Annotated in this window: 23 protein-coding genes and 1 pseudogene; 14 read left to right on the top strand and 10 right to left on the bottom strand. The window is 43.4% G+C overall.

What is annotated here, in order from left to right; translation table 11 throughout:
• Nucleotides 1-15: 15 nt before the first annotated feature.
• Genes BC343_RS27965 through BC343_RS27950 form a run of 4 tightly spaced genes read left to right on the top strand, consistent with a single transcriptional unit; the run spans nt 16 to nt 4,862 of the window.
• The gene (locus tag BC343_RS27965; RefSeq protein ID WP_078351120.1) at nt 16-1,329 is read left to right on the top strand and encodes a lipopolysaccharide biosynthesis protein; all 1,314 of its coding nucleotides are present in this window, start codon (nt 16-18) and stop codon (nt 1,327-1,329) included.
• Complete coding sequence (locus BC343_RS27960) at nt 1,326-2,771, top strand: O-antigen ligase family protein (protein ID WP_202909878.1); 1,446 nt, start codon at nt 1,326-1,328, stop codon at nt 2,769-2,771. The genes BC343_RS27965 and BC343_RS27960 overlap by 4 nt, the downstream gene beginning before the upstream one ends.
• The gene (locus BC343_RS27955) at nt 2,768-3,664 is read left to right on the top strand and encodes a glycosyltransferase family 2 protein (protein WP_078351119.1); all 897 of its coding nucleotides are present in this window, start codon (nt 2,768-2,770) and stop codon (nt 3,662-3,664) included. Before BC343_RS27960 ends, BC343_RS27955 begins: the two co-directional genes overlap by 4 nt.
• Nucleotides 3,665-3,674: 10 nt before the next feature.
• Nucleotides 3,675-4,862, top strand: a complete 1,188-nt coding sequence (locus tag BC343_RS27950; RefSeq protein WP_078351118.1) for a glycosyltransferase — start codon at nt 3,675-3,677, stop codon at nt 4,860-4,862.
• A gap of 642 nt (nt 4,863-5,504) precedes the next feature.
• Here BC343_RS27950 and BC343_RS27945 read toward each other — a convergent pair.
• The 7 genes from BC343_RS27945 to BC343_RS27915 form a co-directional block, all read right to left on the bottom strand.
• Nucleotides 5,505-7,583, bottom strand: coding sequence for an LruC domain-containing protein (locus BC343_RS27945; protein ID WP_078351117.1), 2,079 nt, complete (start codon nt 7,581-7,583; stop codon nt 5,505-5,507).
• Between the two features lie 106 nt (nt 7,584-7,689).
• Nucleotides 7,690-9,000: a sensor histidine kinase gene (locus BC343_RS27940; RefSeq protein ID WP_162276960.1), complete on the bottom strand. Its 1,311-nt coding sequence runs from the start codon at nt 8,998-9,000 to the stop codon at nt 7,690-7,692.
• A gap of 89 nt (nt 9,001-9,089) precedes the next feature.
• Nucleotides 9,090-9,683: a TlpA family protein disulfide reductase gene (locus BC343_RS27935; RefSeq protein WP_078351115.1), complete on the bottom strand. Its 594-nt coding sequence runs from the start codon at nt 9,681-9,683 to the stop codon at nt 9,090-9,092.
• A gap of 3 nt (nt 9,684-9,686) precedes the next feature.
• Nucleotides 9,687-10,733, bottom strand: coding sequence for a response regulator (locus BC343_RS27930; protein WP_078351114.1), 1,047 nt, complete (start codon nt 10,731-10,733; stop codon nt 9,687-9,689).
• A gap of 4 nt (nt 10,734-10,737) precedes the next feature.
• Entirely contained in the window at nt 10,738-11,067 is a 330-nt protein-coding gene (locus BC343_RS27925; RefSeq protein WP_078351113.1) for a hypothetical protein, read from the bottom strand.
• Between the two features lie 221 nt (nt 11,068-11,288).
• Nucleotides 11,289-11,921 carry a response regulator transcription factor gene (locus BC343_RS27920; protein ID WP_078351112.1) on the bottom strand — a complete coding sequence of 211 codons (633 nt, stop codon included), beginning with the start codon at nt 11,919-11,921 and terminating at the stop codon, nt 11,289-11,291.
• Nucleotides 11,896-12,972, bottom strand: coding sequence for a hybrid sensor histidine kinase/response regulator (locus tag BC343_RS27915; protein WP_078351111.1), 1,077 nt, complete (start codon nt 12,970-12,972; stop codon nt 11,896-11,898). The genes BC343_RS27920 and BC343_RS27915 overlap by 26 nt, the downstream gene beginning before the upstream one ends.
• 334 nt (nt 12,973-13,306) lie before the next feature.
• Here BC343_RS27915 and BC343_RS27910 point away from each other — a divergent pair, with 334 nt between their 5' ends.
• The 7 genes from BC343_RS27910 to BC343_RS27880 all read left to right on the top strand — a co-directional run bounded on the left by BC343_RS27910 (nt 13,307) and on the right by BC343_RS27880 (nt 18,674).
• The gene (locus tag BC343_RS27910; RefSeq protein ID WP_078351110.1) at nt 13,307-13,711 is read left to right on the top strand and encodes a hypothetical protein; all 405 of its coding nucleotides are present in this window, start codon (nt 13,307-13,309) and stop codon (nt 13,709-13,711) included.
• Between the two features lie 12 nt (nt 13,712-13,723).
• Nucleotides 13,724-15,031 (top strand): acetyl-CoA hydrolase/transferase family protein, encoded by a 1,308-nt coding sequence (locus BC343_RS27905; protein ID WP_078351109.1) that lies wholly within the window; start codon nt 13,724-13,726, stop codon nt 15,029-15,031.
• A gap of 362 nt (nt 15,032-15,393) precedes the next feature.
• Nucleotides 15,394-15,819, top strand: a complete 426-nt coding sequence (locus tag BC343_RS27900; protein WP_078351335.1) for a QcrA and Rieske domain-containing protein — start codon at nt 15,394-15,396, stop codon at nt 15,817-15,819.
• Between the two features lie 11 nt (nt 15,820-15,830).
• On the top strand, nt 15,831-16,271 hold the full coding sequence (locus BC343_RS27895; protein WP_078351108.1) for a thioredoxin family protein: 441 nt from the start codon (nt 15,831-15,833) through the stop codon (nt 16,269-16,271).
• Nucleotides 16,258-17,208 carry an FAD:protein FMN transferase gene (locus BC343_RS27890; RefSeq protein ID WP_078351107.1) on the top strand — a complete coding sequence of 317 codons (951 nt, stop codon included), beginning with the start codon at nt 16,258-16,260 and terminating at the stop codon, nt 17,206-17,208. The genes BC343_RS27895 and BC343_RS27890 overlap by 14 nt, the downstream gene beginning before the upstream one ends.
• Nucleotides 17,209-17,436: a DUF4266 domain-containing protein gene (locus tag BC343_RS27885; RefSeq protein ID WP_078351106.1), complete on the top strand. Its 228-nt coding sequence runs from the start codon at nt 17,209-17,211 to the stop codon at nt 17,434-17,436.
• Nucleotides 17,437-17,450: 14 nt separating this feature from the next.
• Entirely contained in the window at nt 17,451-18,674 is a 1,224-nt protein-coding gene (locus BC343_RS27880; RefSeq protein WP_078351105.1) for a DUF3570 domain-containing protein, read from the top strand.
• A gap of 73 nt (nt 18,675-18,747) precedes the next feature.
• On the opposite strand, the gene BC343_RS27875 is transcribed toward BC343_RS27880, so the two are convergent.
• Entirely contained in the window at nt 18,748-19,407 is a 660-nt protein-coding gene (locus BC343_RS27875; protein ID WP_078351104.1) for a cytochrome b/b6 domain-containing protein, read from the bottom strand.
• Nucleotides 19,408-19,587: 180 nt separating this feature from the next.
• Between BC343_RS27875 and BC343_RS27870 the strand changes: the two genes are divergently transcribed.
• The 3 genes from BC343_RS27870 to BC343_RS27860 are packed head-to-tail and all read left to right on the top strand — an operon-like array spanning nt 19,588 to nt 22,244.
• Entirely contained in the window at nt 19,588-20,265 is a 678-nt protein-coding gene (locus BC343_RS27870) for a response regulator transcription factor (RefSeq protein ID WP_078351103.1), read from the top strand.
• Nucleotides 20,262-21,512 (top strand): sensor histidine kinase, encoded by a 1,251-nt coding sequence (locus tag BC343_RS27865; RefSeq protein WP_078351102.1) that lies wholly within the window; start codon nt 20,262-20,264, stop codon nt 21,510-21,512. The genes BC343_RS27870 and BC343_RS27865 overlap by 4 nt, the downstream gene beginning before the upstream one ends.
• 33 nt (nt 21,513-21,545) lie before the next feature.
• Nucleotides 21,546-22,244, top strand: a complete 699-nt coding sequence (locus BC343_RS27860) for a VIT1/CCC1 transporter family protein (RefSeq protein WP_078351101.1) — start codon at nt 21,546-21,548, stop codon at nt 22,242-22,244.
• 565 nt (nt 22,245-22,809) lie between these two features.
• Here BC343_RS27860 and BC343_RS27855 read toward each other — a convergent pair.
• Together BC343_RS27855 and BC343_RS27850 are read right to left on the bottom strand one after the other, a co-directional pair.
• Nucleotides 22,810-23,595: pseudogene (locus tag BC343_RS27855) on the bottom strand (IS3 family transposase); the annotation flags it as partial.
• A gap of 32 nt (nt 23,596-23,627) precedes the next feature.
• A complete protein-coding gene (locus BC343_RS27850; protein ID WP_078348609.1) occupies nt 23,628-24,035 on the bottom strand; it encodes a hypothetical protein in 408 nt (135 codons plus the stop codon).
• Nucleotides 24,036-24,069: the final 34 nt, after the last annotated feature.

Here is a 24,069-nt window from a genome sequence, read left to right as displayed (position 1 = left end):
TAAGCGAATACTAATATGAAGAAGATAATAATCGGTAATACTTCGCTGTCGCTGTTCTCTAATGGCGGTGCGGCAGTTTTAGGTTTCGTTAACCTGGCATGTATAGCGCGTTTTTTTTCTGTTACCGATGCAGGCAAATGGTTTATGTTGCTTACGGTATACACCATGCTGGAGTTATTACGCAGCGGCTGCATACAAACACCTTTCATACGTTTTTATGTTGTGGCGAGCAGTAAAATGCAACGTGCTAAGCTGGTGGCTGCAGCCTGGCAGTTAATATTAATTTTTACGCTTTTTATGGTAGTGGCGGCCTTGCCTTTTATGCTTTTTGTGAAGCAGGGAGATAATGCGTTTACACTTGCCCGGCAGTTTACCCCAATTTGGCTGCTTGCAGCGTTGCCAAATCAGTTATTACAGTGGCAATTACAGGCCAATAGCAGCTTTAAAAAACTGGCTGTGGTGAGGCTTGCTTTCCCGGTATTATTCACTTTACTTTTAGCGTTGCAACGGTTACTAAAAGCCGATATTGAAACAGTAGCCTTATGGTATGCGGTTTTGCAGTTTTTAACCGGTTTTATTGGTGCTTGTTTTGGTTGGCTGCGATTTGGCCGCTGGTTTACCAGCCTGAAACACGAGCGCCAAATGCTCACCGGCTATGGTAAATTTAGTATGGTTACCATGATAGCGGCCAGTTTGTTACGCAGTTCCGATCAATTCATCATTGCGCTTTGGCTTGGGCCTGCTGCGGTTGCCACATATGCTATTCCTCAAAAGCTTATCGAGGCAATTGAAATTCCGGTGCGTTCTTTCGTTTCGGTTGCTATACCGCAGGCAACTACTTTATGGAATACCGGGCAGCAAGCACAATTGAAACGTTTTTTTTACGGGCAATGTGGTTTTTTGATGGCTATTATCATCCCCCTTTTGGCTATTTTCTTTTTTATGCCATCGCAAATTGTGGCTTTGCTTGGCGGGGCTAAGTACCATCAATCGGCGTTAATATTGCAGGTATTTTGCCTTTATGCTGCACTTATACCAATTGACAGGTACTGCGGGTTAATGTTAGATGCAATTAACCGCCCGGCAAAAAATACCGTAAAAGTAATTTTAATGCTTATAACCAATGTGTTGCTGGATGTGGCAGCCGTTAAACTTGGGTATGGTTTGTACGGAATAGCAGCTGTATCAATGCTTACCTTTTTAGCAGGTATTGTAATTGGCTGGTTTCAGTTGCGAGATGTACTTGGTGGGTTCTCTGCAAGTGCATTTGTTAAAGAAGGCATTTTAATACATATACAAAAGATCAGGCAGCGCGCTGTAGCATTATGAAAAACCGCATCGGTATATCGCTTTTATTAAAGATAAGCCTTGCAATATTTTTTGCTGTATTGTTAGGCTATGTTATAGCTGTATACGGTTTTTTAGCAGCCGGTGCGCTTGGCGCCCTGCCATTTGTGGTTTGGTACCTTACCATTGTATTCAATAAACCCATAATAGGGCTTTATTCGGTACTTAACCTGGGCTTCTTCGTAAACGGTACGGTGCGTTACTCAACTGCGCCTTTCGGCCTTGCCATTGATGTATTTTTATTGATCACTCTCATAGCCGCCCTTGCTAAAGCCAGAAAGAGGGACACCATTTATCTTAAAAACCCCATTGTATACGCTATTGCAGGTTGGGCCATCTATTGCATTATGGAACTTGTGAACCCCGAGTCGCGCAGTTCGTTAGCATGGTTTTATGCCGTTAGAGGGGTGGCGCTTTATATGGTGCAGTTGGTTATTATAACAACCTTGCTATTTAAAGATCAAAAGCAACTACAAACCTTTTTTAATATTTGGATAATTTGGAGTGTAATAGCATGCTTATGGGCTATGAAGCAACTTTACTTGGGCGTTAACCACTACGAACAGCTTTGGCTGGATGCAGGGGCTTATAAAACCCACGTTTTGTTTGGCAGGCTAAGGGCATTTTCGTTTTACTCAGATGCCGGGCAGTTCGGCGCAGCAATGGGGCATATATTGCTGGTGTGTTTAATACTTGCTTTGGGGCCATGCAAACCAAAAATACGGTTGCTATACCTGGGGTTGGCGGTATTCTTTTTTTGGGGGATGGCCATTTCGGGTACCCGGGGGGCGCTTTTTGTGCCGCTGTCGGGTATAATGGTTTACCTGTTTCTCACTCGCAATTTCAAAATTTTGTCGGTAGGTGTTGGTATTGTAGGCGTTTTCTTTTGCCTATTAAAGTTTACAGCTGTGGGTGCCGGCAATTACCAGGTGCAGCGCATGCGTAGCGCGCTCGATCCTAATGATGCTTCGTTGCAGGTGCGTATAGAAAACCAAAAAAAGTTTAAGGTTTACCTGGCTACCAGGCCAATTGGCGGTGGCATTGGCTCGGCCGGTTCGTGGGGGCAAAGGTTTAACCCCGGTACTTTTTTGGCCGAAACTCCTACCGATAGCTGGTATGTGAAGATCTGGGCAGAAACGGGGGTAGTGGGTTTGTGGGTCCATCTGGGTATGATATTCACCTGTATTATAACAGGCACTGTACTGGTGTTTAAAATGAAGAACAATAAAATGTTGAGGCAAATGGCCATGGCACTTTTATCGGGCTTTGTAGGTATTGCATTTGCAAGCTACGGCAATCAAATTTTAGGGCAGGCACCAAGTGGTGTAGTATGCTTTATGGGGCTTGCCTTAATATGGCTTGCCTATCGTTGGGATAAAAATTACACGGCCGGCATTTCCGCGGCATCTAAACCTCCAATATGAAAAATACCGATCAATATCCGCTGGTTTCTATTATCACCGTAAATTACAATACAGCGGCGGTAACCGCAGAACTGTTAAAATCGCTGGGGCATATAACCTACCCTAATGTAGAGGTTATAGTGGTAGACAATGCCTCTACAGAGGATGCCAGCTACCTGGCAGACGATTTTCCGCACATAAAGCTTATAAAAAATACTGTTAATGAGGGTTTTGCCGGAGGGAATAACCGTGGGATAGAGGCAGCAGGCGGCGAAATACTGTTCCTTTTGAACAACGATACCGAGGTTATTCCTGGCTTTATTGAACCCGTTGCTGATCTTTTCTCATTCCATCATAAAATTGGTATTGTAAGCCCTAAAATACGCTACTTCCATTCGCCCAATATTATACAGTATGCCGGCGGCGAAGCTATAAATTCTTTTACTGCACGGGGCAAATTCATTGGCTCGGGCGAGGAAGACCGTGGGCAACATGATACTCCGCAACAAACCCACCTGGCACATGGGGCCGCTATGGCCATACACCGGCGGGTGATCGACGAAGTAGGCCTTTTGCCCGAAATGTTTTTTTTATACTACGAAGAACTCGATTATACAGAACATGTGCAGCGTGCCGGTTTCACGGTATGGTACGAACCTCGTTCGCTGGTACTTCATAAAGAATCGATGAGCGTAGGTAAGCTTAGCAACCTGAAGATATATTACCAAAACCGTAACCGGCTGCTATTTATACGCCGCAACGTTTTTGGCTTTAAAGGCTTTATAAGTAAAGTGTTTTTTTTAACTATTTCGGTGCCTGCAGGCCTAATAAGGCAGCTTTTGCTGGGTAACCGGAAGGCTGCTGCGGGCATATGCAGTGGCGTTGCCTGGAATTTAAAGTATAAACTTAACTAAATTTATTATTATGGATATTATAGCCGGCCTGGTATTTACTATAAGCCTCTTGGCTTTTACTGCACTGGCCATGCAGTGCATTTACCTGCTTATTTTTGCCCTTGCCGGGCATTTTAAAAGCAATGCTGCTTTTCCGCCTGCATCGGCATTAGGTAGTTTTGTTATTTATATACCCGCATATAAAGAAGATGCGGTAATACTTGATACAGCAATTGCAGCGCTTTCGCTTGATTACCCGCAAAGTAAACGCCGGGTGGTTGTTATAGCCGATAAGCTGATGCCCGCTACACTTGCAGCACTTCGGAGCATGCCTTTACAGGTAGTTGAAGTAGCCTTTGAGCAGAGTACAAAAGCTAAAGCCTTAAACTATGCTATTAAGCAAACGGAAGGAGTGTTTGATTATGCGCTGATTTTAGATGCTGATAATATTTGCAGCCCCGATTTTTTATTACGGATGAATGAAGCAATGCAGCAAGGCTGCCAAGTAGTACAGGGGCAACGCGTTGCAAAAAATACAAATACAAAATTCGCGTTTTTAGATGCTGTAAGCGAAGGTGTAAATAACCACATATTTAGGCAAGGGCATCGTGCGCTGGGCCTTTCATGTGCCATTATAGGTTCGGGTTTTGCCATGCAATACCAGCTATTTGTGTCGGTAATGGACGAGATAAAGGCTGTTGGTGGTTTTGATAAGGAAATGGAGCTAAGGCTACTGCGTACCGGCGTACAAGTAGCATACGCTACGCGCGCCCTTGTGTATGATGAAAAAGCCGCAAGGCAGGCAAATTTCGAAAACCAGCGGCGCCGGTGGCTATCGGCTCAAATACATTACATGCAACGGTACATCGCCGATGGCTTTATACAGTTAACAAAGGGTAATATCGATTTTTTTGACAAGGTGGTACAAACCATGCTGCTGCCCAGGGCGCTAATGCTTGGCGTAACCTCAATGTTGTTCATTTTGTCGTTGTTGCCGGGGTATGGCCTGCCTGCTGTTTATTGGTTAGTACTTTGCGCTGCAACTTTTTTTGCCGTTTTTATTTCCATTCCCAGCCAATACTTTAATAGGCAACTGCTGTCGGCGGCGTTGGGTTTTCCCTTGGCTTTTTTCAGCATGTTCAAATTACTATTTAAACTCAAGGGTGCCAATAAAACGTTTATTCACACCGCTCATGGCGACGTATCCTCTGCACAATAAAATAGGTCTATGCTATAAACAGTGATCAATCAACTAAACTCTCCATGCGGGGCTGCTTCACAAGTTGTGAGCAGCCTTTTTTTATTACGCTGAACACTCCTCCCATTAATTATGGTAAATGCATGGGGATTTTACTAAGGGTAAATTTAATAACGAGGCAATTTATAAGACTAAATAGCCGGTTGTATTGTGTAGAGATTACTCTAATTGCCTTGATATAAGATATTTGTTGGCTGTGGGAGCTTGTGTTAAAACCACCGGAAGTTGCATGATGGCCATTATTTACTACGTATGGAAATATTGATCAACGGTTTCTTGTCTTTTGTTTCAAATGCCAGGTTTTTAAAGCAGTATACGCTACCTCTAACATGTGTTATATAGGCCCCTGAGCGTTTTAATAGAAGTTACGTTTACCGCTATGGTAATTGTTGGGTAATAGCGGAGTTAGGCTTATCATCTTTTTATACAAGTGCGTAGCAGGCCGCATCAACCATGGCTAAGCGTTCGGGTAAATAAATTGTTTGATTAGCCGGCTTTATAACTACTAAAGTTTGTTTAACATTAATGCTTATCAATACCGGGGGAAACAAAAAAGGCCAGGCGTATGCCTGGCACTTTCTCACTTAGCGGGGTATTTGGGGGCTATTTTTTGTATATCAAAGATGAATTTCTGTTTCCGGGCACGTCTAAATACCAATCTTTATGCAAGCTGCCGCCCGATTTTGCCCATTGCAAAAAGTAATTGTAGCTTTTGTTAATGGCCGAGCCTTCAACCGGGTAATCAAATTGCTCAGAAAAGTTGAGCGCATATGGCCATGCATTTTTGCTTTTATAGGTGCGGTTAAGGCCTGTGTTAGTATTATCCTGCAGTGTGCTGAACAATTTTTTATCAGCAAGGTCGGTAGGGGCATTATCTGGTAAGTGTACTTCGTATCCACGGCGCTGGTTGCTTATCAGGAAGGGGTTAAAAGGTGCAGTGCCCAGTGTTGACGCTGATATTGGCGAGTTGAAACTCATGTATATATGAACAGTATCGCCTTTTATTACCGGGGCCTCGTTTTGCGTGTTTATATAGTATCCGCCGGGGCGTTTTATAATAGCCTGGTAATTATCGAACGGAATTATAACTGCTTTAGATTGGTTGCTTTCAGTTCCGTTGCCGCTCTGTTGAATATAATTACCGATCATTTTCTGCCCGCTCACGCTTTTAACAGCTGCAGGGCTGAACGGAAACTGCACGCCAAAGCCATTTATGAAAGATGCACCGGCCGCCTTAACGTTGTAATCGGCATACATTTCAACCACGTTGTTTTTTGCATTAGTAACGGTTTTGTAGCGGTAACCAACTACAAGGTCGTTCAGGTCGTAATCGCCTGTGGCGGGCCATAAGTCTTCAAATACCAGGCTACCAAAGGTGGTTTTTGAGGGATAGTAGCTAACGTAGGCGCGGGTTGGGTCGGTTGGGAACTGGTCGAAAGTATCTGTAACGCCATCGCCATCAGTATCTTTAGGTTGGTCAATAGGCTGTACGTTGGTGTTAGAAATTGCAGTTACCGGGTTACTGGTGGCGTAAAACAGCACATCATTAAAGTCGTTATCGCTGCCACCTGTTTGGCGGTTTTGATCGTCGATGCCTATCAGGTAAAGTTTTTCGCTTTCGGCATACAGCAATACGGTATGTTTTTTTAGGCTTGCATTGGTTTCGGGGTTACATGCAGTTGTTGTATAAAACTTAGGGGCACCGGCATCAACCGTTTTAGAACCGCCGTTCCAGGCATTAGCCAGCAGCACAAAGCCTATGGAGGTACCGGCATCAAAGCGGCCCAGTTTTACTTTGTCGCCCGAGTGCAGGTTGCCGCCCGAGCCCGAAAGAGAGGCATTTGGGAACATATAATATACGGTTTTTATATCGGCAGGGCTTTGTGGGGCATTACCGGTAGGGTAGGTGTAATAGCCAAGGGTATTTAAATAACCTGCTCCCTCGCTTACAAAAGTTATCCAAACATCAGCAGTTTGGGTAATGTTGAGATCTGCCGTGGCCGACGACTCCAGGTACGATGGGTGCAGCGTAGCAACGTTTTTTGTTTCGGGTAATGATGCGTTTATGTAGGATAACAGGTCGGCAGAAATAGCATCGCGTGTGGGCTCAAGATATTTTGGTACGCCTGAGTTGTCGTAAGCACCCATGTACAAATACGATGTATTGGTTGCCATTGTGCCTATACTATTGAGAGTAAAACGGCTCGCCGGCGTATTTACGGCATAGGTGCTTTCAACAATGTTGCCGCTGTGCCCGCCCGGGCCGCCAATTATGCCGTTAACGGCATCGCCGGTTACAACCGCTTTAGCATTGCGCATTAAGCCAACATATTTGGCGTCAATTATCAGCGTATCGGTATGTAGTGGTAAATTAACCACGGCGTGCACTTGTCCGCTTTCGTTACTAACCACTGTTGCTATAGCATCGGTCCCGGGTGTATTGCTCGCCATAATATCTACCGGTACGCCTTTGATGGGCTGGCTATTATTTGTTAATAATTGCACATCAACAGTTACCTGGTGCGTTGTGCTAAAGCTAAAGTTTTCCGGCGCTATGGTACTGTCTACCGGCGTTGTAATGCTTACAGATGGCGCGCTTGGTGCAGTAAACGATGTATCTTTCTTACACGAAAAGAAACATGCGCTTATGATCAAAATAGTTAGTAATGGTTTTGTGCTCATGGCTTTAAAATCTTTTAAAAAGTGCTTTTCAACTGGTGTGCCATTATTTAAGTAATTGTAAATGAGGTGTTTGATTTTTTTCTTGTTCCAAAAAATAGAAATTTTTCTATCCCGAAATAAATTGTTCTGTGGCCATATATATTTGGCCTTTGCCCGAGTACTTTGCAATGGTGAAATGGAAAGTGCTGCCTCTACCTTCTTCCGATTCTACCCAGATCAGCCCCCCCATGTATTCTACCAGTTTTTTGGTAATAGCCAATCCTATACCCGTGCCGGGGTATTCAGATGAGCCGTGCAAACGTTTAAATATTACAAATATTTTTTCCAGGTCGGCCGCTTGCATACCTATGCCATTATCTGATATACTAAATTGCCAATGGCTGTTGTTCTGGCACCATTTTATATCAATTACCGGTGCTTTGCCGGGGATGCTGTATTTAAGCGCATTGGATAGTAAGTTTTGAAAAATTTGCTTCAGCGGAACTTTTAAACCGCTAATTACGGGCAGGCCTGTAAAGTTGATGGTAGCCTTTTGCTGTGTTATTTGCTGATGATATAATTGAGAAAATTCGGCTACTGTCTGTTCGAGATCAACATCCTCTAATTGCCCCCCGTTGCGGCCAGCACGCGAAAATTCGAGCAGGTCGGTAATGATGTACCTCATGCGTTGCGCGCCATCAATTACGAGGCTGATATACTGCCTTCCCTTATCGTCAAATACATCCCCATATTTATTATTTATAAGCGTTACGAATGATGTTATGGTTCTTAGGGGTTCTTGCATATCATGAGATGCAGCATAGGCGAACTGCTCTAATTCTGCATTGATGAATGCAAGTTCTTTTGCTTGTTGTTGCAGTTCGTGGTTGAGTATTGCAAGCGCATTGGCTTGCTCTGCTTCTTTTTGCAGCTGCTCAACTTCTATAGTTTTTAATACGAATACCGCACTGAATTTTTTTAATTGAAAGGCCCATAGCCCGCATATAAAAAATATAACTGCCGTAAGTACGAAATGAATAACAAGTGTTTGCAAACCAAACTGGTCTAACTGGGTAAAATATACGCCGGGTGTGCCCGTGTTTTGCAGATAGCTAAAAGCCGTATGATGCAACACAACCAGTATGAACATAGGTATTTGCAAGCTCCACTTTTGATAAGTGATTAAAACGGCACTGCCAATAAATGCGAAAAAGTGCATTTCGAATAAGCCGTGAAGCTGGTAAATATATTGTGCCATAAATATACCCAGTACCGTGCTTAGTACATATTGGTAAAGTGGCGACCGCGGCAACAAGAGCTTAGCCGAATAGTAGGCTACAAGTAATAAACTACCTACCGCAATGGCTATAAACCAGGTACCGTAAAGAGGCGCCAGTATAAGCCCGGTAATAAAGTAACAGGGTAAAAAAATATTCATTAATTTATCAGAACGCTTTTTAACCTGTTGCTGCAATGTTTGGGCAGCATGATCAGCATGAATAGAGGGGGAATTCATATAGTGTATAATTATTTGCCGCAAGTGGGTAAGCTGCAACCATAGGCCTTTAAGGCCAACGGATTAATAAACAAACGGGCATTTTTACTTAATAAACCGGCTATTGCATCGGCGGCGTAATTTGTTTTTTCGTCGGTGCAATAACGGCTGCGGTTATAGTTACCATAATAGTATAGCTTGCGCGACCAGTTGAGCAACGCAACCTGTGGGGTGGAGTATACTCCGCAATCGGCAGCTATTGCTTTGTTGAACGTTACAGGTACGCTTAAGCCCAATATTTGTTGTATTTGGGCTGCGGTGTATGGCTCATTGCTTAGTACTACTACCACAAAATCTACCCTTGAGCCATACCGGCGGTATAGTTTTTTAACGGCAGCTATATTGAAGCGCGAGCAAGCACACTTTGGGTTAAAAAAATGTAGCATTATGGGCTTCTGGCTTGTTTTTACCGGGAGGGACTCTGTTATTAACTTCCCAATAACCGGCGCTTTATAATTAGGGGGGATCGGAGTAGGGAGTTGGTACCTCAAATCGGTATACCAAAATATAGAGGCTATGGCGCCGAATATTGCTACAAGCCAAATGGTTACAAATGCCTGTTTCATCGCTTAATTGGTTGTTTTTGAAAGCATTTCGCTTTTCTTTAGGTTGTCGTTTATCACTATACCGGTACTGATAGTGATATGCTTTATTACTTCATCCAATTCCTGCGCCGACTTGAGAATATACTCTGCCATCTCTTCTTTTTCGGATGCATCTTTGCTGGCGGAAAAAAGTTGTGTTAAGGCAAGCAGCCTTGCTACCGGTGCTCTAACCAAATGCGATTGCATCCATGATATTTCGGCCAGTTTGTCATTCTGCGCTTCAATAGCCTTTATATAGTCGAGCCTTTCGGTAACATCATTAGCCAGAATGACCATAGCCGGCCTGCTTTTAAACTCGATGTTGTTACTTAAAATATCAACTTTTATTAATTTACCATCTTTGCATCTGTGCTGATAGATGCCTTGTTGCTGCAACGAGGTTTTTCCCTTTTCCGGCTCCATTTCTCGTGGTGCTGTATCTCCCGTTGCATAAAGTTCTTCTATGTGCATTGCCAAAAGTTCGCTATGGGTATATCTGTATTGTTTTAGCGCTGCCTTGTTTGCATCTAAAATTTGTGATGTTTCCTGGTCAAAAACGAGCATAGGCAATGGGCTTAAATGGAATAGTTCGCTATATTTTTTTTGTGAGGTTGCTAAAGCTGATACAGATCGTTTACGTTCTACACTATAAACAATGCTTTTGTACAAATTGGTGGGGTCTAACTCGTCTTTTAATAAATAGTCGGAAATACCCATTGAAAGCGAGCGTACGCCAAAACTCATGTCAGAGTAGCCTGTGAGTACTATTACGGGTATTGGCAGATCTAACGTAGAGATTTCTGATATAAGTGCCATGCCTTGCATATCAGGAAGCGAAAGGTCCAGCAGGATAGCGTCAAAACATTTTTGAGGGTCGTTTAACGCTGCTCGCACTTGTTTGTAGGTTTTGGCGTGTGTTAGCTCAAATTCGTCGGGCTGAGAACATAAAAAGTCTTCAACAAGGGCAAAATCGCCGGGGTTGTCTTCAACTACCAATATGCGGTATTTTTTAGTGCTAATAAGTGGGGTCATAGGTTTAGGTTGTTTTATTTATTATAATAATTTGCTGTTGTTTGTTACGCTGTATTTTATGTATGGCGCTAAAGGCCAGCATAGCTATAAAGAGTACGGATATGTAGTTTGACAGGCGGAAAAACAGAATAGAGCGATTTACCTCGGGCTGAGTATTATTAAAACGCGTTGCCGACCATACCCTTAGGTCTTTTAACAATATGGCACCGTTTGGTTTGCGCGGAACGCGTATGTTTCTATCAACCCTGGCAAGCAGGATGTGTGCATTCACTAATAAATAGCAATAGCATATTAACATTAGCGCTGTGGTAAATGAAAATGTGAGCTGCATCATGGTTATTAATGTTTACAGGTAAATACTCTTGCTAATAAGGGCAAGCCTATTGCAGGCCTGCCCCGAAACGTTGGTTTAATGCGTTGCCGGGCCACAAACACGAAGGGTAGCGTAGCGCATATTCCTCTCTTGCCCAACAATTCAAATTTGGGTATTATGAGAGCGACAGCTTATAGACGGAGCAATGAAAGTGTTGTAGTGGTTTGTACTACAAAAGAGTATCAGATGAGTTTACGGGAGATAACGTAGGTGGTTAGGGCGGCGTTATTTTTCATCTTCATTTTTTCGAGAACGCGCGCGCGATACGTGCTTATAGTAGGTATGCTTAAACAAAGCAGATCGGCTATTTCTGAAACGGTTTTGCCCGAAGCAATGTGCAGCAATGTTTGGTATTCGCGTTCTGACAGCAATTCGTGGGGTTCTTTGCTGGTGTCTTCATCCAGCATGGAGAGCAGCTTTTCTGACAGCGACTGCGACACATATTTTTTGCCATTCAATATCCTGGTTATGGCGGTTATTAGTTCGGTATCCGCTACATCTTTAGAAAGGTAACCGGCAGCACCCATCTTCATGGCCCGCAAAGCAATTTGTTCCTCGCTGTGGAAGCTGAACATTAATACCGGTATTTTAAGCTTATCTGCCTTTATTTGTTTTAGTATATCAAGCCCGTTTCGGCCGGGCAGGTCAATATCAAGTATCAATATATCCCAGGCGCACTCGTTCAGTTTTTTAAAAACCTCGGCATAGTTAATAGCCTCGCCAAAAATACCTGCCGGAAACTCGCTTGCGCAAATATGTTTAACCCCAAACCTTATGGCCGAGTGGTCGTCAGCTATTAATATTTTTGTTGCCATTTAAGTTTACAATAAGTTCAACAGTGGTGCCACCTTGTGCGCCCGGGCGTATGGTAATGCTTGCGTTAATAAGCCTGGCGCGTTCTTGCATATTCATCAACCCCATTGATAGCGGGTTGCCGGCGTTATCCGGCCTCAAGCCAATACCGTTATCGGTTATCCTGATAAATAACTCTCCCGCTATGTTTTCTACTTGTACATCGGTAAATGATGCATTGGCATGTTTAACAACGTTTGTTAAGGCTTCCTGGCATATACGGAATATGTTAGTTTCGGTAGCGCTATCAAGTTCGGGTTGCCTGGCATCTATATAAAGGCCGGTTTTTATGCCGGTTTTCTTTTTTAGATCGGTTACAAGCCATTCAATAGCCGCAAACAGGCCAAATTTATCAAGCATGGCCGGGCGCAGCTCGTTGGCTATTTTACGTAGGGTTTGTATACCGTTGTCTACGTCTGCAATTATACCGTCAATTGTTGGGCTTGGTATCTCATAACTCTTCTTTAATGCAGATAGCGACATTTTTAGGCCCGACAATTGTTGCCCAAATTCATCATGTAATTCGCGCGCTATACGGGCTCTTTCGTCTTCAAGTACATTGTTAAGCCGCTGTGCAAAGTTACGGGCGGTCCGTTCTGATGCCTCAAGAGCGGCACTTACTTTTTTGCGCTCGATGCTGTAAACAATGCTTTTGTGCAGGCTTATGGCAGTAAGTTCTTCTTTCAAAATATAATCGGCCACGCCTAACGCAAGCGACTTTACACCAAATGTAAGATCGGTATAGCCAGTTAATACTATGACCGGAGTGCCCGAACTTACGCTCATCATTTCGTTAATAAGTTCTTCGCCTTTACTATCGGGTAATGATAGGTCGAGTAGTATAACATCAAATGCAAGCGGTTGGGCCGTTAGCAGCTGTTTGGCCTCCTGTGAACTTTTAGCTTGCACAATGTTTGGAAACTGAAGCTGCTCCAGTAAGAATTCTTCGGTAAGCAAAAAGTCGCCGGGGTTATCTTCAACAACAAGAATGTTTTTGATAGGGGCTGCTTGCATACGTTAACGGCTGATCAACTATTGATACCAAAGTACAAAAACAGATCGGGAAAGAATATAATTTGATCTGTTTACTCAAAAACGAGTATTTATACCGGGGCCATTCACCTTAAATTAAGCCCCAATGTTGTATGAAGTGCTAAGATATGATGATAAGTGCCCTCAATATCATTTGGTTGAATGATCAATGTCACATTTTATGCGGAGGCTAATACTCAATTTTACAACACCGCCCGTTACACAATTTTGGTGTAACGGCATTAAATGTTGCCGGCTTTTATAACGGCAAAACAAGTGTAGCTATTGATCCGCAAAATGTAAAACACCCACGAGCATGAAAAATTTATCACCCGACACCGAACTTGAAACCGAATTGCAAGAGTTGTATACTATGAGCCGCCATTTACAGGACGATATTTTGTTTCTGGAAGGTGAAGAGCGGTTTTTTAAAGAAGTGCTTAACAAATGCGGGGTACAAGCAGATAGTTTTAGGAGCAGGATAGAAGCGAACGATCAGCTGTCGGCGGCTTCAAGGGTGGCCGTGCAAGAGTTTCTAAGCTATTTAGCGCCATATATAACCGAAAAGCAAAAAGCCATAGATATGGATATGCTAAACCGCTACAATAATTTACAAAGCAATATAAAGGATCTGTTCGCAGCAATAAAGCAGACCAAAAATGAGCTTTTTGCTTATGCCGAAACTGCTATGCTGGGCAATATTGCCATTCCTACCCATTAAGCCTTTTTTTAAATGAACCAGATCAAATATATTCTTTCTGCCGAAGCATTGAAGGTTGTTGAGCCCGGTAACCGGGTATTTATACACGGTAGTGCAGCCACCCCCTGCAGGTTGGTTGAAGCGCTGCAGGCCCGCCATAACGAATTGCACAACGTAGAACTGGTAAGTATAACTACCCTCGGCAATGTTAATTTCGACCGCCCCGAACATCGCAAAGCATTCTTTTTTAATTCGCTGTTCGTATCCGCAGCTACCCGCAATGTGGCCAATAGCGATGACGGCGATTACGTGCCGGTGTTCCTGAGTCAAATACCGCAGCTTTTTCGGGAAAGAGTGCTGCCCATTGATGTTGCGCTTATTCATGTATCGCCTCCGGATGCCCATGGTTATTGTTCGCTCGGAACGTCGGTAGATGTAGCGCGGGCCGCTGTTGATACTGCGCGCCATGTTATTGCACAGGTAAACCCATTAATGCCCCGCACGCATGGAGAAAGTTTTATACACCTTAGTAAGATAGATGCTATGGTTTGGCAGCCCGACGACCTGCCTGAATTGAATTACGCGGCTGATGCCAATGCAGTTACTCAAAAGATAGGAGAGAAGGTGGCATCGTTGGTAGAAGATGGTGCTACCTTACAGTTAGGTATCGGCAGCATACCCGACCAGGTACTAAAAAACCTTGTTTATCACAAACACCTTGGCCTTCATACCGAAATGTTTTCTGATGGTGTTGTTCCCCTTATTGAGAGCGGTGTTATTGATAATAGCCGTAAGAAATTAAATGTAGGCCGTTCGGTAACAGCATTTATAGCAGGTACCCGTAAACTATACGATTTTGTGAATGATAACCCCGCCGTGCGTGTAATGGATATAGCTTATGTAAACGATACCAGTATCATCAGGCAAAACCCTAATGTGGTGGCCATTAATAGCGCTGTAGAGATAGACCTTACCGGCCAGGTATGTGCCGATTCGATTGGCACGTACCAATACTCGGGCATTGGCGGGCAAATGGATTTTATAAGAGGGGCTTCACTTTCTCAGGGTGGGCGGCCCATTATCGCTTTGCCATCGCAAACAGGCAAGGGCATTAGCCGCATTGTACATTTTTTAAAGCAGGGGGCGGGCGTGGTTACTACCCGCGGCCATGTACACTGGGTAGTAACCGAGTATGGTATAGTAAATTTGTTTGGCAAAAACCTTAAGCAACGCGCGCAAGCCTTAATTCGGCTTGCTCATCCCGATCATCGCGAAGCATTGGAGCGGGCTTATTATGAACGATTCGGAAACCTGAAGCATAGCTTTGCTTTAGGCCTATAATATTTAAACCAGTGGCCGGGCTTTAAATGAGGTGAAGCACCCCAAAGGAGGCCCTTAAAACAACAAAAGAGGCTGTTCTCACACTTTTGAGACAGCCTCTTTTGTTTCTTGCGCTGAGTTAGAGAACAACTATATTCTTGTTATGTGTGTTCCGTATTGCCTATCTAAATTTTGTGCCTTTGAAAGTTATTTGTTAAAAAATGTTAAACGGCCTCATTTTCATGTGGCCTCCAGATTTACCACTTAAAATTGTTGCTATGTAACGACAATGATACGGTAAGCCGATACAAAAATGGCTTTTGCCGATAATGAATGTGTTTGCTGTTACAGCAAGGTATTTTAGTATCAATAAATTAAACCAAATGGATAGAAAGGAATTTTTGGCAACTATGGGTTTCGGTGCCACCTCACTGGCCGTATTAAGTTGTTTGGGGTGCGGCAAGGGTTCAAGCTCCACAAACGGCTCAACCTCCGCTGCAACCAATGTAGATTTTACATTGGATCTTACGGCATCGGCAAATGCAACATTAACAAGTAATGGCGGCTACCTGATATCGCACGGTGTGTTGGTAGCACGCACGGCGGCCGGTGCGTACATTGCCGTTCAGGAATCGTGTATGCATGAGAACTCCCCCCTGGTATACCAGGCGGCCAGTACCCGTTTCTTTTGCAACAACCACGGCGCCACCTTTACCGAGAAGGGTGTGGTAACGGGCGGCCCCACAAGCAGGTCTTTAACTGTGTATAATACAAACGTTTCCGGTACGTTACTTAGGGTGTATTCATAAAAAAATTAAGCATGAAATATTTATTTGCAATAATTATGCTGGCGTTTGTTACGCCGGAGGTTAACTGGTCGGGAGATTTTAATGAGGCTCAAAAAGAAGCTCAAAGATCTCATAAGTTCATCGTTGTAAATTTTTCGGGGAGCGATTGGTGCGGCCCCTGCATACGTACACGCAAAGAGATCTTAGAGACTAAAACGTTCGAAGATTATGCTGCCGGGCACCTGGTGTTGGTGCGTGCCGATTTTCCGAGGCAAAAAAAGAACCAGTTACCCAAAGACCAGGTAAAACGTAACGAAGCCTTGGCCGATAAGTATAACCCCGAAGGGGAGTTTCCGCTTACCTTGCTCATTGACGAAAATGGCAAGGTGCTGAAGAAGTGGGATGGCTTCCCTAATGTTACGCCCGATAAATTTGTTGCCCAGATAAGCGAAGTTACCAATGCCGGACATTGAGTTAGCGCCTACTATGGTGGTGCATAAACGGGTGCTCAAATTAATGGGTAACCGCTTCGAAATAAGCGTGGTGTCGGCAGATAAACAGTGGGCCGAAGACCGTATAGATCTTGCCATTGCCGAAATACAGCGGATAGAAAGGCTGCTTACCACATTTAGCGATGACAGCCAAACCAATCAGATAAATGCCAAAGCCGGTATTAAACCGGTTAGGGTAGATAGAGAGGTTTTAGAGCTTATAGCACGCTCGATAAGAATATCCGTTCTTACCCAAGGAGCGTTCGATATTACTTATGGTTCTATAGATAAAAGCCTGTGGAACTTCGATTTGAATATGAAAGCCCTGCCTGATGCTGCTACGGCGGCGGCATCAGTAAGGCTGATCAATTACAAGAACGTGATACTCGACGCGGATAACAGTACTGTGTTTTTAAAAGAAAAAGGAATGCGCATTGGGTTTGGCGGCATTGGAAAAGGGTATGCCGCTGATATGGCAAAAAGTGTACTTAAACGCAGCGGCGTTGAAAGCGGAATTGTGAATGCCGCCGGCGACCTGGTTACCTGGGGTACACAACCCAATGGCAAGCCTTGGACCATAGCCATTGCCGATCCCGATCAGGAAGCCACGCCTTTTTCTACGCTTAATATAAGCAATATGGCTATCGCTACCTCGGGCAACTATGCCAAGTATGTAATTATTGATGGTAGGCGCTACTCGCACACTATCGATCCTAAAACCGGCCTGCCTGTTAGCGGGATAAAAAGCGTGAGCATTATTTGCCCCAGTGCTGAACTTGCCGATGCCCTGGCCACCCCGGTTACGGTTATGGGTGCCCGCGTGGGATTGAACCTTGTAGATCAGCTCGACAATGTGGCGTGTGTGATCATAACTGACGATAACAAACTCTATACTTCAAAAAATATTAACATTAAATAAATGATAAAAAAGCCCCTACGATCAACTATTATCATTTGCCTGGTTGCAATGGTTAGTTTCTGCTCCTGTGTATCGGTTAAGCCATACCAGAAAAACCGTTTGAACGATAGCGAGATGGACCTCACGGCCCGCAAATCGCAAAAGTTCGAACAAAGTTTTCAACTGTACCGCGAAGGTGGTTCGGGTGCCAATGGTGGCAAAAGTGGTGGTGGATGCGGATGTAACTAAACCTAAGGCAAAAAATGAAAAAATTATATTTAGGTGTAATTGCCATGTATTTGGGCATATTGGCATCGCACGCGCAAACTAAGCCTCAGCCCGTAAAAGATACTACCAATTATGAGGCACGTAAACTTAAAGTTGATGAAGTAAATTTTGTATCGGCCTATTACAGCCAGGATGGTAATAACTCTGCTGTTACAGGTGGTATAGGTACCGAAAAGTTAACCGATTTTGCCAATACTCTGGATCTGCAGATGTCGCGCTACAGCCGGTCGGGCAAGAAACATACCTTCAATTTCGAATTAGGTGTTGATCATTACACTTCAGCTTCGTCAGACAAGATCGACCCTAACAGCATATCTTCCGCATCAAGGCAGGATATGCGCATCTATCCATCCCTTAACTGGACTGTGTCTAACGACAAAACCGGCAATGCTTTTGGTTTAACAGGTTCTTATTCGCGCGAGTTCGACTATCAGTCGTTTGGTGGTGGCATTAACCTAACGCGCTTATCGCACAATAAAAATACGCAGTTCGATTTTAAAGCACAGGTGTTTTTAGATACCTGGAAGGTTATATTGCCGGTGGAACTTAGGCCGGCGGGTTATGGCTCGGGTTCCGGTCATGATGATGATCGTCCGGTAGACTATAAACCCCGTAATTCTTTCAGTACTTCGTTTTCGTTATCGCAGGTTTTAACGCAGCGGTTGCAGATGGCGTTTATTGTTGAACCATCTTATCAACACGGTTTATTGGCCACCAAATATCAGCGCGATTACTTTACCGACGGATCTGTAAGAGTTGAGAATTTGCCCGATAGCCGTTACAAGCTGCCTATTGGGTTGCGGTTCAATTACTTTCTGGACGATCATTTCATAATTCGCACCTTCTACAGGTATTATATGGATAACTGGGGAATACGAGCCAATACGGCAGAGGTCGAGATCCCGGTGAAGCTAACTTCATTTGTTTCGGTAAGCCCTTTTTACCGGTATAACACACAGGTAGGCACCAGGTATTTTGCACCTTACGGTCGGCACGACCCATCGGCTACATATTACACCAGCGATTACGACCTCTCCAGTTTGCACAGCAACTTTGTAGGTGCAAATTTGAGGCTGTCGCCACCAAATGGTGTGTTTGGTTCTCAGCATTTAACATCGTTGGAGTTAAGGGCAGGCCATTATATGCGCTCTACCGGCCTTACTTCAAATATTGTTACGCTGGCCTTAAAGTTTAAATAACAGCGCTATCGGCAAGTCAGTAAAAAGAGAAGGCTTTGCACCGATTGGGGGGCAAAGCATGAGGTAAATACATTTAATTACCGCCATTGATCATGTCAGATACAATACCCTTGCTATCGGTTTTTTCGGCAATTACTACGCCCGCTATATGTACTATTACAAATGCTATTATAAGGTACATACAAAAGCCGTGTACTTCTTTAACCGAATGTCTTATAGATCTGTAAGCCGCAAGGGCGTCTTCGAAAGCAAGGAAAAGCCCCGTAATGGCCATAATTATCAATAAAAGGTAAAACGCAGCATACAGGGTTTTTACAGCAAATTCGTGCCGGGATCTTTGCCGCTGTTCTTTTACTGTTTTATATTGATGATAAGCTGTTTTGACTTTTCGGATCAGCTTTTGGTCGGCCAACTGAAACCATTCTAAAACAAGCCTGGCGATCAGTAATATGGTTAATGCATAGCCAAAATATATGTGTATTCCCCATACACTATCACCTAAAGCATGGGCTGCCTGCCTCGCCTGGTCATCAGTAATAATAGCGCCCGATCTTTGCAATTCGGTTTTTATAAGTGTACTGTTGGCCCTATCATCGGTAATGGTAGCGTTTATGATCACAGTGGCGAGTGAGCCTGTAATAACAAGCATATTTAACCAATGCCATGCGCGCAATGGGGCCGAATAAGTTTTTGCTACCCGGGGCATCAAAGTATTAGGTTGCGGAGTGTCCATATCGGTAATTGGTATTTTGTTTATTAAAATTATTGTGTGATTCTGAATATAAACTGGATCGGTACTTTAACTTTAAATTTCTGAGGATGAACAGCCAAATACAGATTGTTTTCAGATTAATTCATTAAAATAGCCGTCCGGTAGATCTGCTGTTCCGGGTATACAGGAACGATTTTTTTTATGAAAATACTTATAGTAGAAGACGAGCAAGCCCTGCGGCAGAATATGCTGAGTTATTTAAGCGAAGACAATAATGTATGCGAAGCTTGTACAGATCTGGCGGGTGCTGTTTACAAATTATCGTGCTACAATTACGATTTTGTTTTGCTGGATATTGGCTTGCCCGACGGCGAGGGCTTTGAAGTGCTTAATTATCTAAGGAAAGAGATGCGCAGCGAAGCGGTCATCATTATTTCGGCCCGTAACTCTTTAGACGATAGGCTGAAGGGCCTAAACATAGGTGCAGATGATTACCTGGTAAAACCCTTTCACCTGGCCGAATTAAAGGCACGTATTTTTGCGGTATTCAGGCGACGGGCCGGCAATAACAACAACCTGTTAGTTTTCAACGAAATTACAATAGACCTGAATGGACGGAATGTGCTTATTAATGGTAACGAGATAATACTTACCCGAAAAGAATATGATATGCTGCTATACTTTATTGCAAATAAGGGTAAGGTGGTTTCAAAAACGGCAATAGCAGAACACTTATGGGGCGACGAAATGGATATGCACGATAATTTTGATTTTTTATATTCACACGTAAAAAATCTCCGTAAGAAACTTTTAGATGCACAGGCAACCGAGTACCTCAAATCGATTTATGGTATCGGGTATAAGTTTACTGATAAATGAAACTAACCTCGCATTACAATAAAGTAAGCATCCTGATTACAGTATCAGTACTGCTTACCGGGGCAGTTATATATTATTTTGCAATAAGCAGTATAGCTTCCGGCATGCTCGACGAGCATTTGTCTGAAGAGGTGTCGGAGCTGATAAGTTTTGTTAATGTTGAGCAAAAGCTCCCGGCGGCTTCTAATTTCGACGACGACCAAACCGAGTTTCTAAAAAGCATTAACAGGCACACGCCTACCCGCTTTTTCGATACCATTTACCATGTACCCCAAAAAATAGGCTACAAGGCGGGTAGGGCAGTAGAGGGCGAACTTTTTTTGAAGGGGGATAGCTATAAATTTGTGATCATTATATCGCGTGAGGGCGCTGAGGGCCTCGTTCAGGTTATCACAACTATAACGCTGCTATTGGCCGTAGTGCTTTTAGGCATACTGTTTTTAGCTAACCGGTATTTTATAAACGGGCTCTGGCAGCCGTTTTACAGTATTTTAAACCAATTAAAAGCGTTCGATATTACGCGCTCGGGTAATTACGGTCGCGCAAAAACTGCAGTTAACGAGTTTACAGAGCTTGACGGTGCCGTAGAGGCAATGGTGGAGCGGGCGCAAAACGAGTATGAAAATCTTAAAAAATTTACCGAAGATGCCTCGCACGAGATGATGACGCCGCTGGCCGTCATTCGGTCGAAACTTGACACGCTTATACAGGACGATACTTTGCAAAAGGAGCATCTTGATCAAATAAATGATATTTACAGCGCTACAAGCAAGCTTTCGAGATTGAAACACGCCTTGTTGTTATTAGTGAAAATTGAGCATAACCTTGTGCCCGATGTTGAAGATATTGAGCTTGATCAGTTAGTTGCAGACAAGATGGTGCAATTTCAAGAGCTAATGCGGGCGAAGGATCTTGTTATAGATAAAAATTTATCACTTAAAAAAATCAAGACGAGTAAATACCTGATGGATATTTTATTGAATAATTTGTTTAGTAATGCTATCAGGCACAATATAAATGGCGGAACCATTAGCATCTGGCTGAACGCACAAGAGTTAAAAATACAAAATACCGGATCTGCAAATCAGCTTGATAGTTCGGCTATTTTCAACAGGTTTAGGAAGGGCAGGCTTTCGGAAGGAACGGGATTAGGGTTAACTATAGCAAAAAATATATGCGCCCTATATAATTGGAATTTGGGTTATGAATTTACAGATGGCACCCATAACTTTTTAATACATTTCTAACTCAACGCATAACCTATCGGCATAAAATTAAAAATGAATACCCCAACAGAAAAGCATTTTATAACGCGTAGCGGCTGGCTGCGTGCAGCAGTATTAGGTGCAAATGATGGCATACTATCTACAACCAGCCTGGCAATAGGTATTGCGGCTGCAAGCCAAACCCGCGGGCCTATTGTTTTGGCCGCTATAGCAGGTGTAGTGGCAGGTGCAATGTCTATGGCGGCAGGCGAATATGTATCTGTTAGTTCTCAGGCAGATGTAGAAACCTCCGACCTTAAACGGGAGACGGCCGAATTGGCAGAAATGCCGGAAGCTGAATTAGAAGAGCTTAGCGAGATCTACGAAAAAAGGGGTTTGACACCCGAATTGGCCAGGCAAGTTGCCATGCAGTTAACTGCCCACAATGCACTGGAAGCCCACGCAAGGGACGAACTGGGGATAAACGAAATAACCCAGGCAAGGCCGTTTACTGCTGCTTTTGCATCTGCATTAGCTTTCACGGCAGGCGGCGCTTTACCGGTATTGGTATCGATATTTGCGCCGATATCTGTAATGGTGTATTATCAATATTGCTGTTCTATTATTTTCTTAGCGCTTTCCGGGGCAATTGCGGCAAAAACCGGGGGCTCGGGCATCCTGCGGGCGATCATACGTATTTGTATCTGGGGCACTTTCGCGATGGGGGCATCCGCTTTAGTAGGGCTGTTATTTGGCGTAAATATGAAAGCATGAACAAATTAAATGAGCACCCGGCAGGTTGCACGGGGCCATTGGCGGTTAGATAACATCGCGGACAGAGCATATTTATTTGAGGCTGATGGATAACATTTGATCAAAAAGGCCATTTTGATAGTTACACAATAATTTTATAATATCACAAGCTTTATGAGCAATGATCTGCGTTATCTTTTGTTACTTCAAATAAAACGACAACTTTCAGTAACTACTCATTTGATATGTGACCAATTAAGGAGCGCTAATAGTGACAAACAGTCTTTGGAAAATCTAATAGCGTTTCAACAACGGTTGTTAAACGAATTGCGCATGTGCTTGGTTTTAGGTGATCATGAAATAGAATTGCTTGATAAATATGATTCAATTTTATTTGAATTTTGGATATCACATGCTCGAACTCGATATCACAATTTCAGAAGCCTAACTTCCCTAAAAGGCATTAGCCCTACGTGGCGGCGCAGGAGCGGAAGAGAACAAACGGAATGTTTTGTGTATTCTGAATCAACGCTTTATATCCCTGAATCGTCCTGAAATAAGTTGACAGATTTTACGATAGTCCCAGTTACGTGAGTAGCTGGGATTTTTGTTTATAAACACTTTGAGGTGTTTTCATCTTCAAAGATAAATGCGGCCGGTAATTATTGTACAGATCAACAGCTTCTTCTGTTAATAATTTTGCATGCAATTTTGATTTTAGTACGTTGCCTAAGCCAAACTCTTCCTTTAAAGTTCTATTCATCCGTTCAGCCAGTGCATTCTCATAAGGATCTCCATTTTCAGTCATGCTGATTTTGATCTGATGCTGATTTGCGATACTTACATATTCTGCACTACAGTACTGCATCCCCCGGTCTGAATGATGTATAAGTTGGTGCTGCCTGTTTTTTCTGTTCCTGATAGCCATTTGAAAGGCCTGCTTCATTTGTGCCGCTTCCATGTTATCAGCTATCGCATAATCCATTATCTTCCTGCTATAAGCATCGGTCACCATATTCAGATAACAATTGCCCTCATCTGTTTTGAGATAGGTAATATCACTTACCCATACCTCATCGGGACGTTTTACAACGATATCTTTAACCAGGTTAGGGTATTTTCTTAGCCAATGCTTTGACATGGTGGTTTGTATGTATCTGCGTTTAGGCAATATCAGCATCCCATTTTTCTTTAACAGGGCAAACAGTTTATCCCGCCCAAACTTGATCTCCTGCGCTTGCAAGCTATCTCTGATCTGATGATGAAGTTTTCTGCCACCTAAACGGGATAATACTTTCCGCTCCTTGTCAACAAGCTGCTTTATTTGCAGTTCCTGTTCGTTCTTTTGCTCCTGCTCTTTGCAGTGCTTATAGAAATATTGACGGCTATATCCTAAAACGTTAGCTACAAATCCAACGGTTCGTCGGTCTCGCTTCGAGCCTGTTCTGTAGCTTCTGACAACAGGCTCAAATACTTTTTTCTAATATCAGTATTCAACCGGCTGTCGGCTATATCGATAGCTCGGTTCAAAACTTCTTTCTCTTGTTCCAATCGCTTTAGCTTCTTTTCCAGTTCCCGGATCTTCTTATTGGGTGTATCTCTTTTCATGGCTTCTGATTCTTTCCAATCTAATCTACCATGTTTTCGCAACCAAACCAACACGGTGCTTTTACCCTGGATGCCATAACGCAACTGCGCCTGCTTGTAAGTAAGTTCGCCTTTTTCTACTGCGTCTACAATCTCCAGTTTAAATGATAAACTGTAATCTTTTTGGGTCTTTCTCTGATAGGCCTTAACTTCTTGTTCTTTCATTTGTTAACACTTTTTGTGTCAACCTATTTTAGGA

The organism is Mucilaginibacter pedocola (assembly GCF_002013915.1).
In the GTDB taxonomy this organism is placed as follows: Bacteria; Bacteroidota; Bacteroidia; order Sphingobacteriales; family Sphingobacteriaceae; genus Mucilaginibacter; species Mucilaginibacter pedocola.
This window is presented reverse-complemented; position numbering and strand designations above follow the sequence as displayed.

Excerpts from the sequence above, each read along its gene's own strand:
- BC343_RS27965 (WP_078351120.1), top strand. The coding sequence starts at position 16 with ATGAAGAAGATAATAATCGGTAATACTTCGCTGTCGCTGTTCTCTAAT.
- BC343_RS27960 (WP_202909878.1), top strand. The coding sequence starts at position 1,326 with ATGAAAAACCGCATCGGTATATCGCTTTTATTAAAGATAAGCCTTGCA.
- BC343_RS27955 (WP_078351119.1), top strand. The coding sequence starts at position 2,768 with ATGAAAAATACCGATCAATATCCGCTGGTTTCTATTATCACCGTAAAT.
- BC343_RS27950 (WP_078351118.1), top strand. The coding sequence starts at position 3,675 with ATGGATATTATAGCCGGCCTGGTATTTACTATAAGCCTCTTGGCTTTT.
- BC343_RS27945 (WP_078351117.1), bottom strand. The coding sequence starts at position 7,583 with ATGAGCACAAAACCATTACTAACTATTTTGATCATAAGCGCATGTTTC.
- BC343_RS27940 (WP_162276960.1), bottom strand. The coding sequence starts at position 9,000 with ATGAATATTTTTTTACCCTGTTACTTTATTACCGGGCTTATACTGGCG.
- BC343_RS27935 (WP_078351115.1), bottom strand. The coding sequence starts at position 9,683 with ATGAAACAGGCATTTGTAACCATTTGGCTTGTAGCAATATTCGGCGCC.
- BC343_RS27930 (WP_078351114.1), bottom strand. The coding sequence starts at position 10,733 with ATGACCCCACTTATTAGCACTAAAAAATACCGCATATTGGTAGTTGAA.
- BC343_RS27925 (WP_078351113.1), bottom strand. The coding sequence starts at position 11,067 with ATGATGCAGCTCACATTTTCATTTACCACAGCGCTAATGTTAATATGC.
- BC343_RS27920 (WP_078351112.1), bottom strand. The coding sequence starts at position 11,921 with ATGGCAACAAAAATATTAATAGCTGACGACCACTCGGCCATAAGGTTT.
- BC343_RS27915 (WP_078351111.1), bottom strand. The coding sequence starts at position 12,972 with ATGCAAGCAGCCCCTATCAAAAACATTCTTGTTGTTGAAGATAACCCC.
- BC343_RS27910 (WP_078351110.1), top strand. The coding sequence starts at position 13,307 with ATGAAAAATTTATCACCCGACACCGAACTTGAAACCGAATTGCAAGAG.
- BC343_RS27905 (WP_078351109.1), top strand. The coding sequence starts at position 13,724 with ATGAACCAGATCAAATATATTCTTTCTGCCGAAGCATTGAAGGTTGTT.
- BC343_RS27900 (WP_078351335.1), top strand. The coding sequence starts at position 15,394 with ATGGATAGAAAGGAATTTTTGGCAACTATGGGTTTCGGTGCCACCTCA.
- BC343_RS27895 (WP_078351108.1), top strand. The coding sequence starts at position 15,831 with ATGAAATATTTATTTGCAATAATTATGCTGGCGTTTGTTACGCCGGAG.
- BC343_RS27890 (WP_078351107.1), top strand. The coding sequence starts at position 16,258 with ATGCCGGACATTGAGTTAGCGCCTACTATGGTGGTGCATAAACGGGTG.
- BC343_RS27885 (WP_078351106.1), top strand. The coding sequence starts at position 17,209 with ATGATAAAAAAGCCCCTACGATCAACTATTATCATTTGCCTGGTTGCA.
- BC343_RS27880 (WP_078351105.1), top strand. The coding sequence starts at position 17,451 with ATGAAAAAATTATATTTAGGTGTAATTGCCATGTATTTGGGCATATTG.
- BC343_RS27875 (WP_078351104.1), bottom strand. The coding sequence starts at position 19,407 with ATGGACACTCCGCAACCTAATACTTTGATGCCCCGGGTAGCAAAAACT.
- BC343_RS27870 (WP_078351103.1), top strand. The coding sequence starts at position 19,588 with ATGAAAATACTTATAGTAGAAGACGAGCAAGCCCTGCGGCAGAATATG.
- BC343_RS27865 (WP_078351102.1), top strand. The coding sequence starts at position 20,262 with ATGAAACTAACCTCGCATTACAATAAAGTAAGCATCCTGATTACAGTA.
- BC343_RS27860 (WP_078351101.1), top strand. The coding sequence starts at position 21,546 with ATGAATACCCCAACAGAAAAGCATTTTATAACGCGTAGCGGCTGGCTG.
- BC343_RS27850 (WP_078348609.1), bottom strand. The coding sequence starts at position 24,035 with ATGAAAGAACAAGAAGTTAAGGCCTATCAGAGAAAGACCCAAAAAGAT.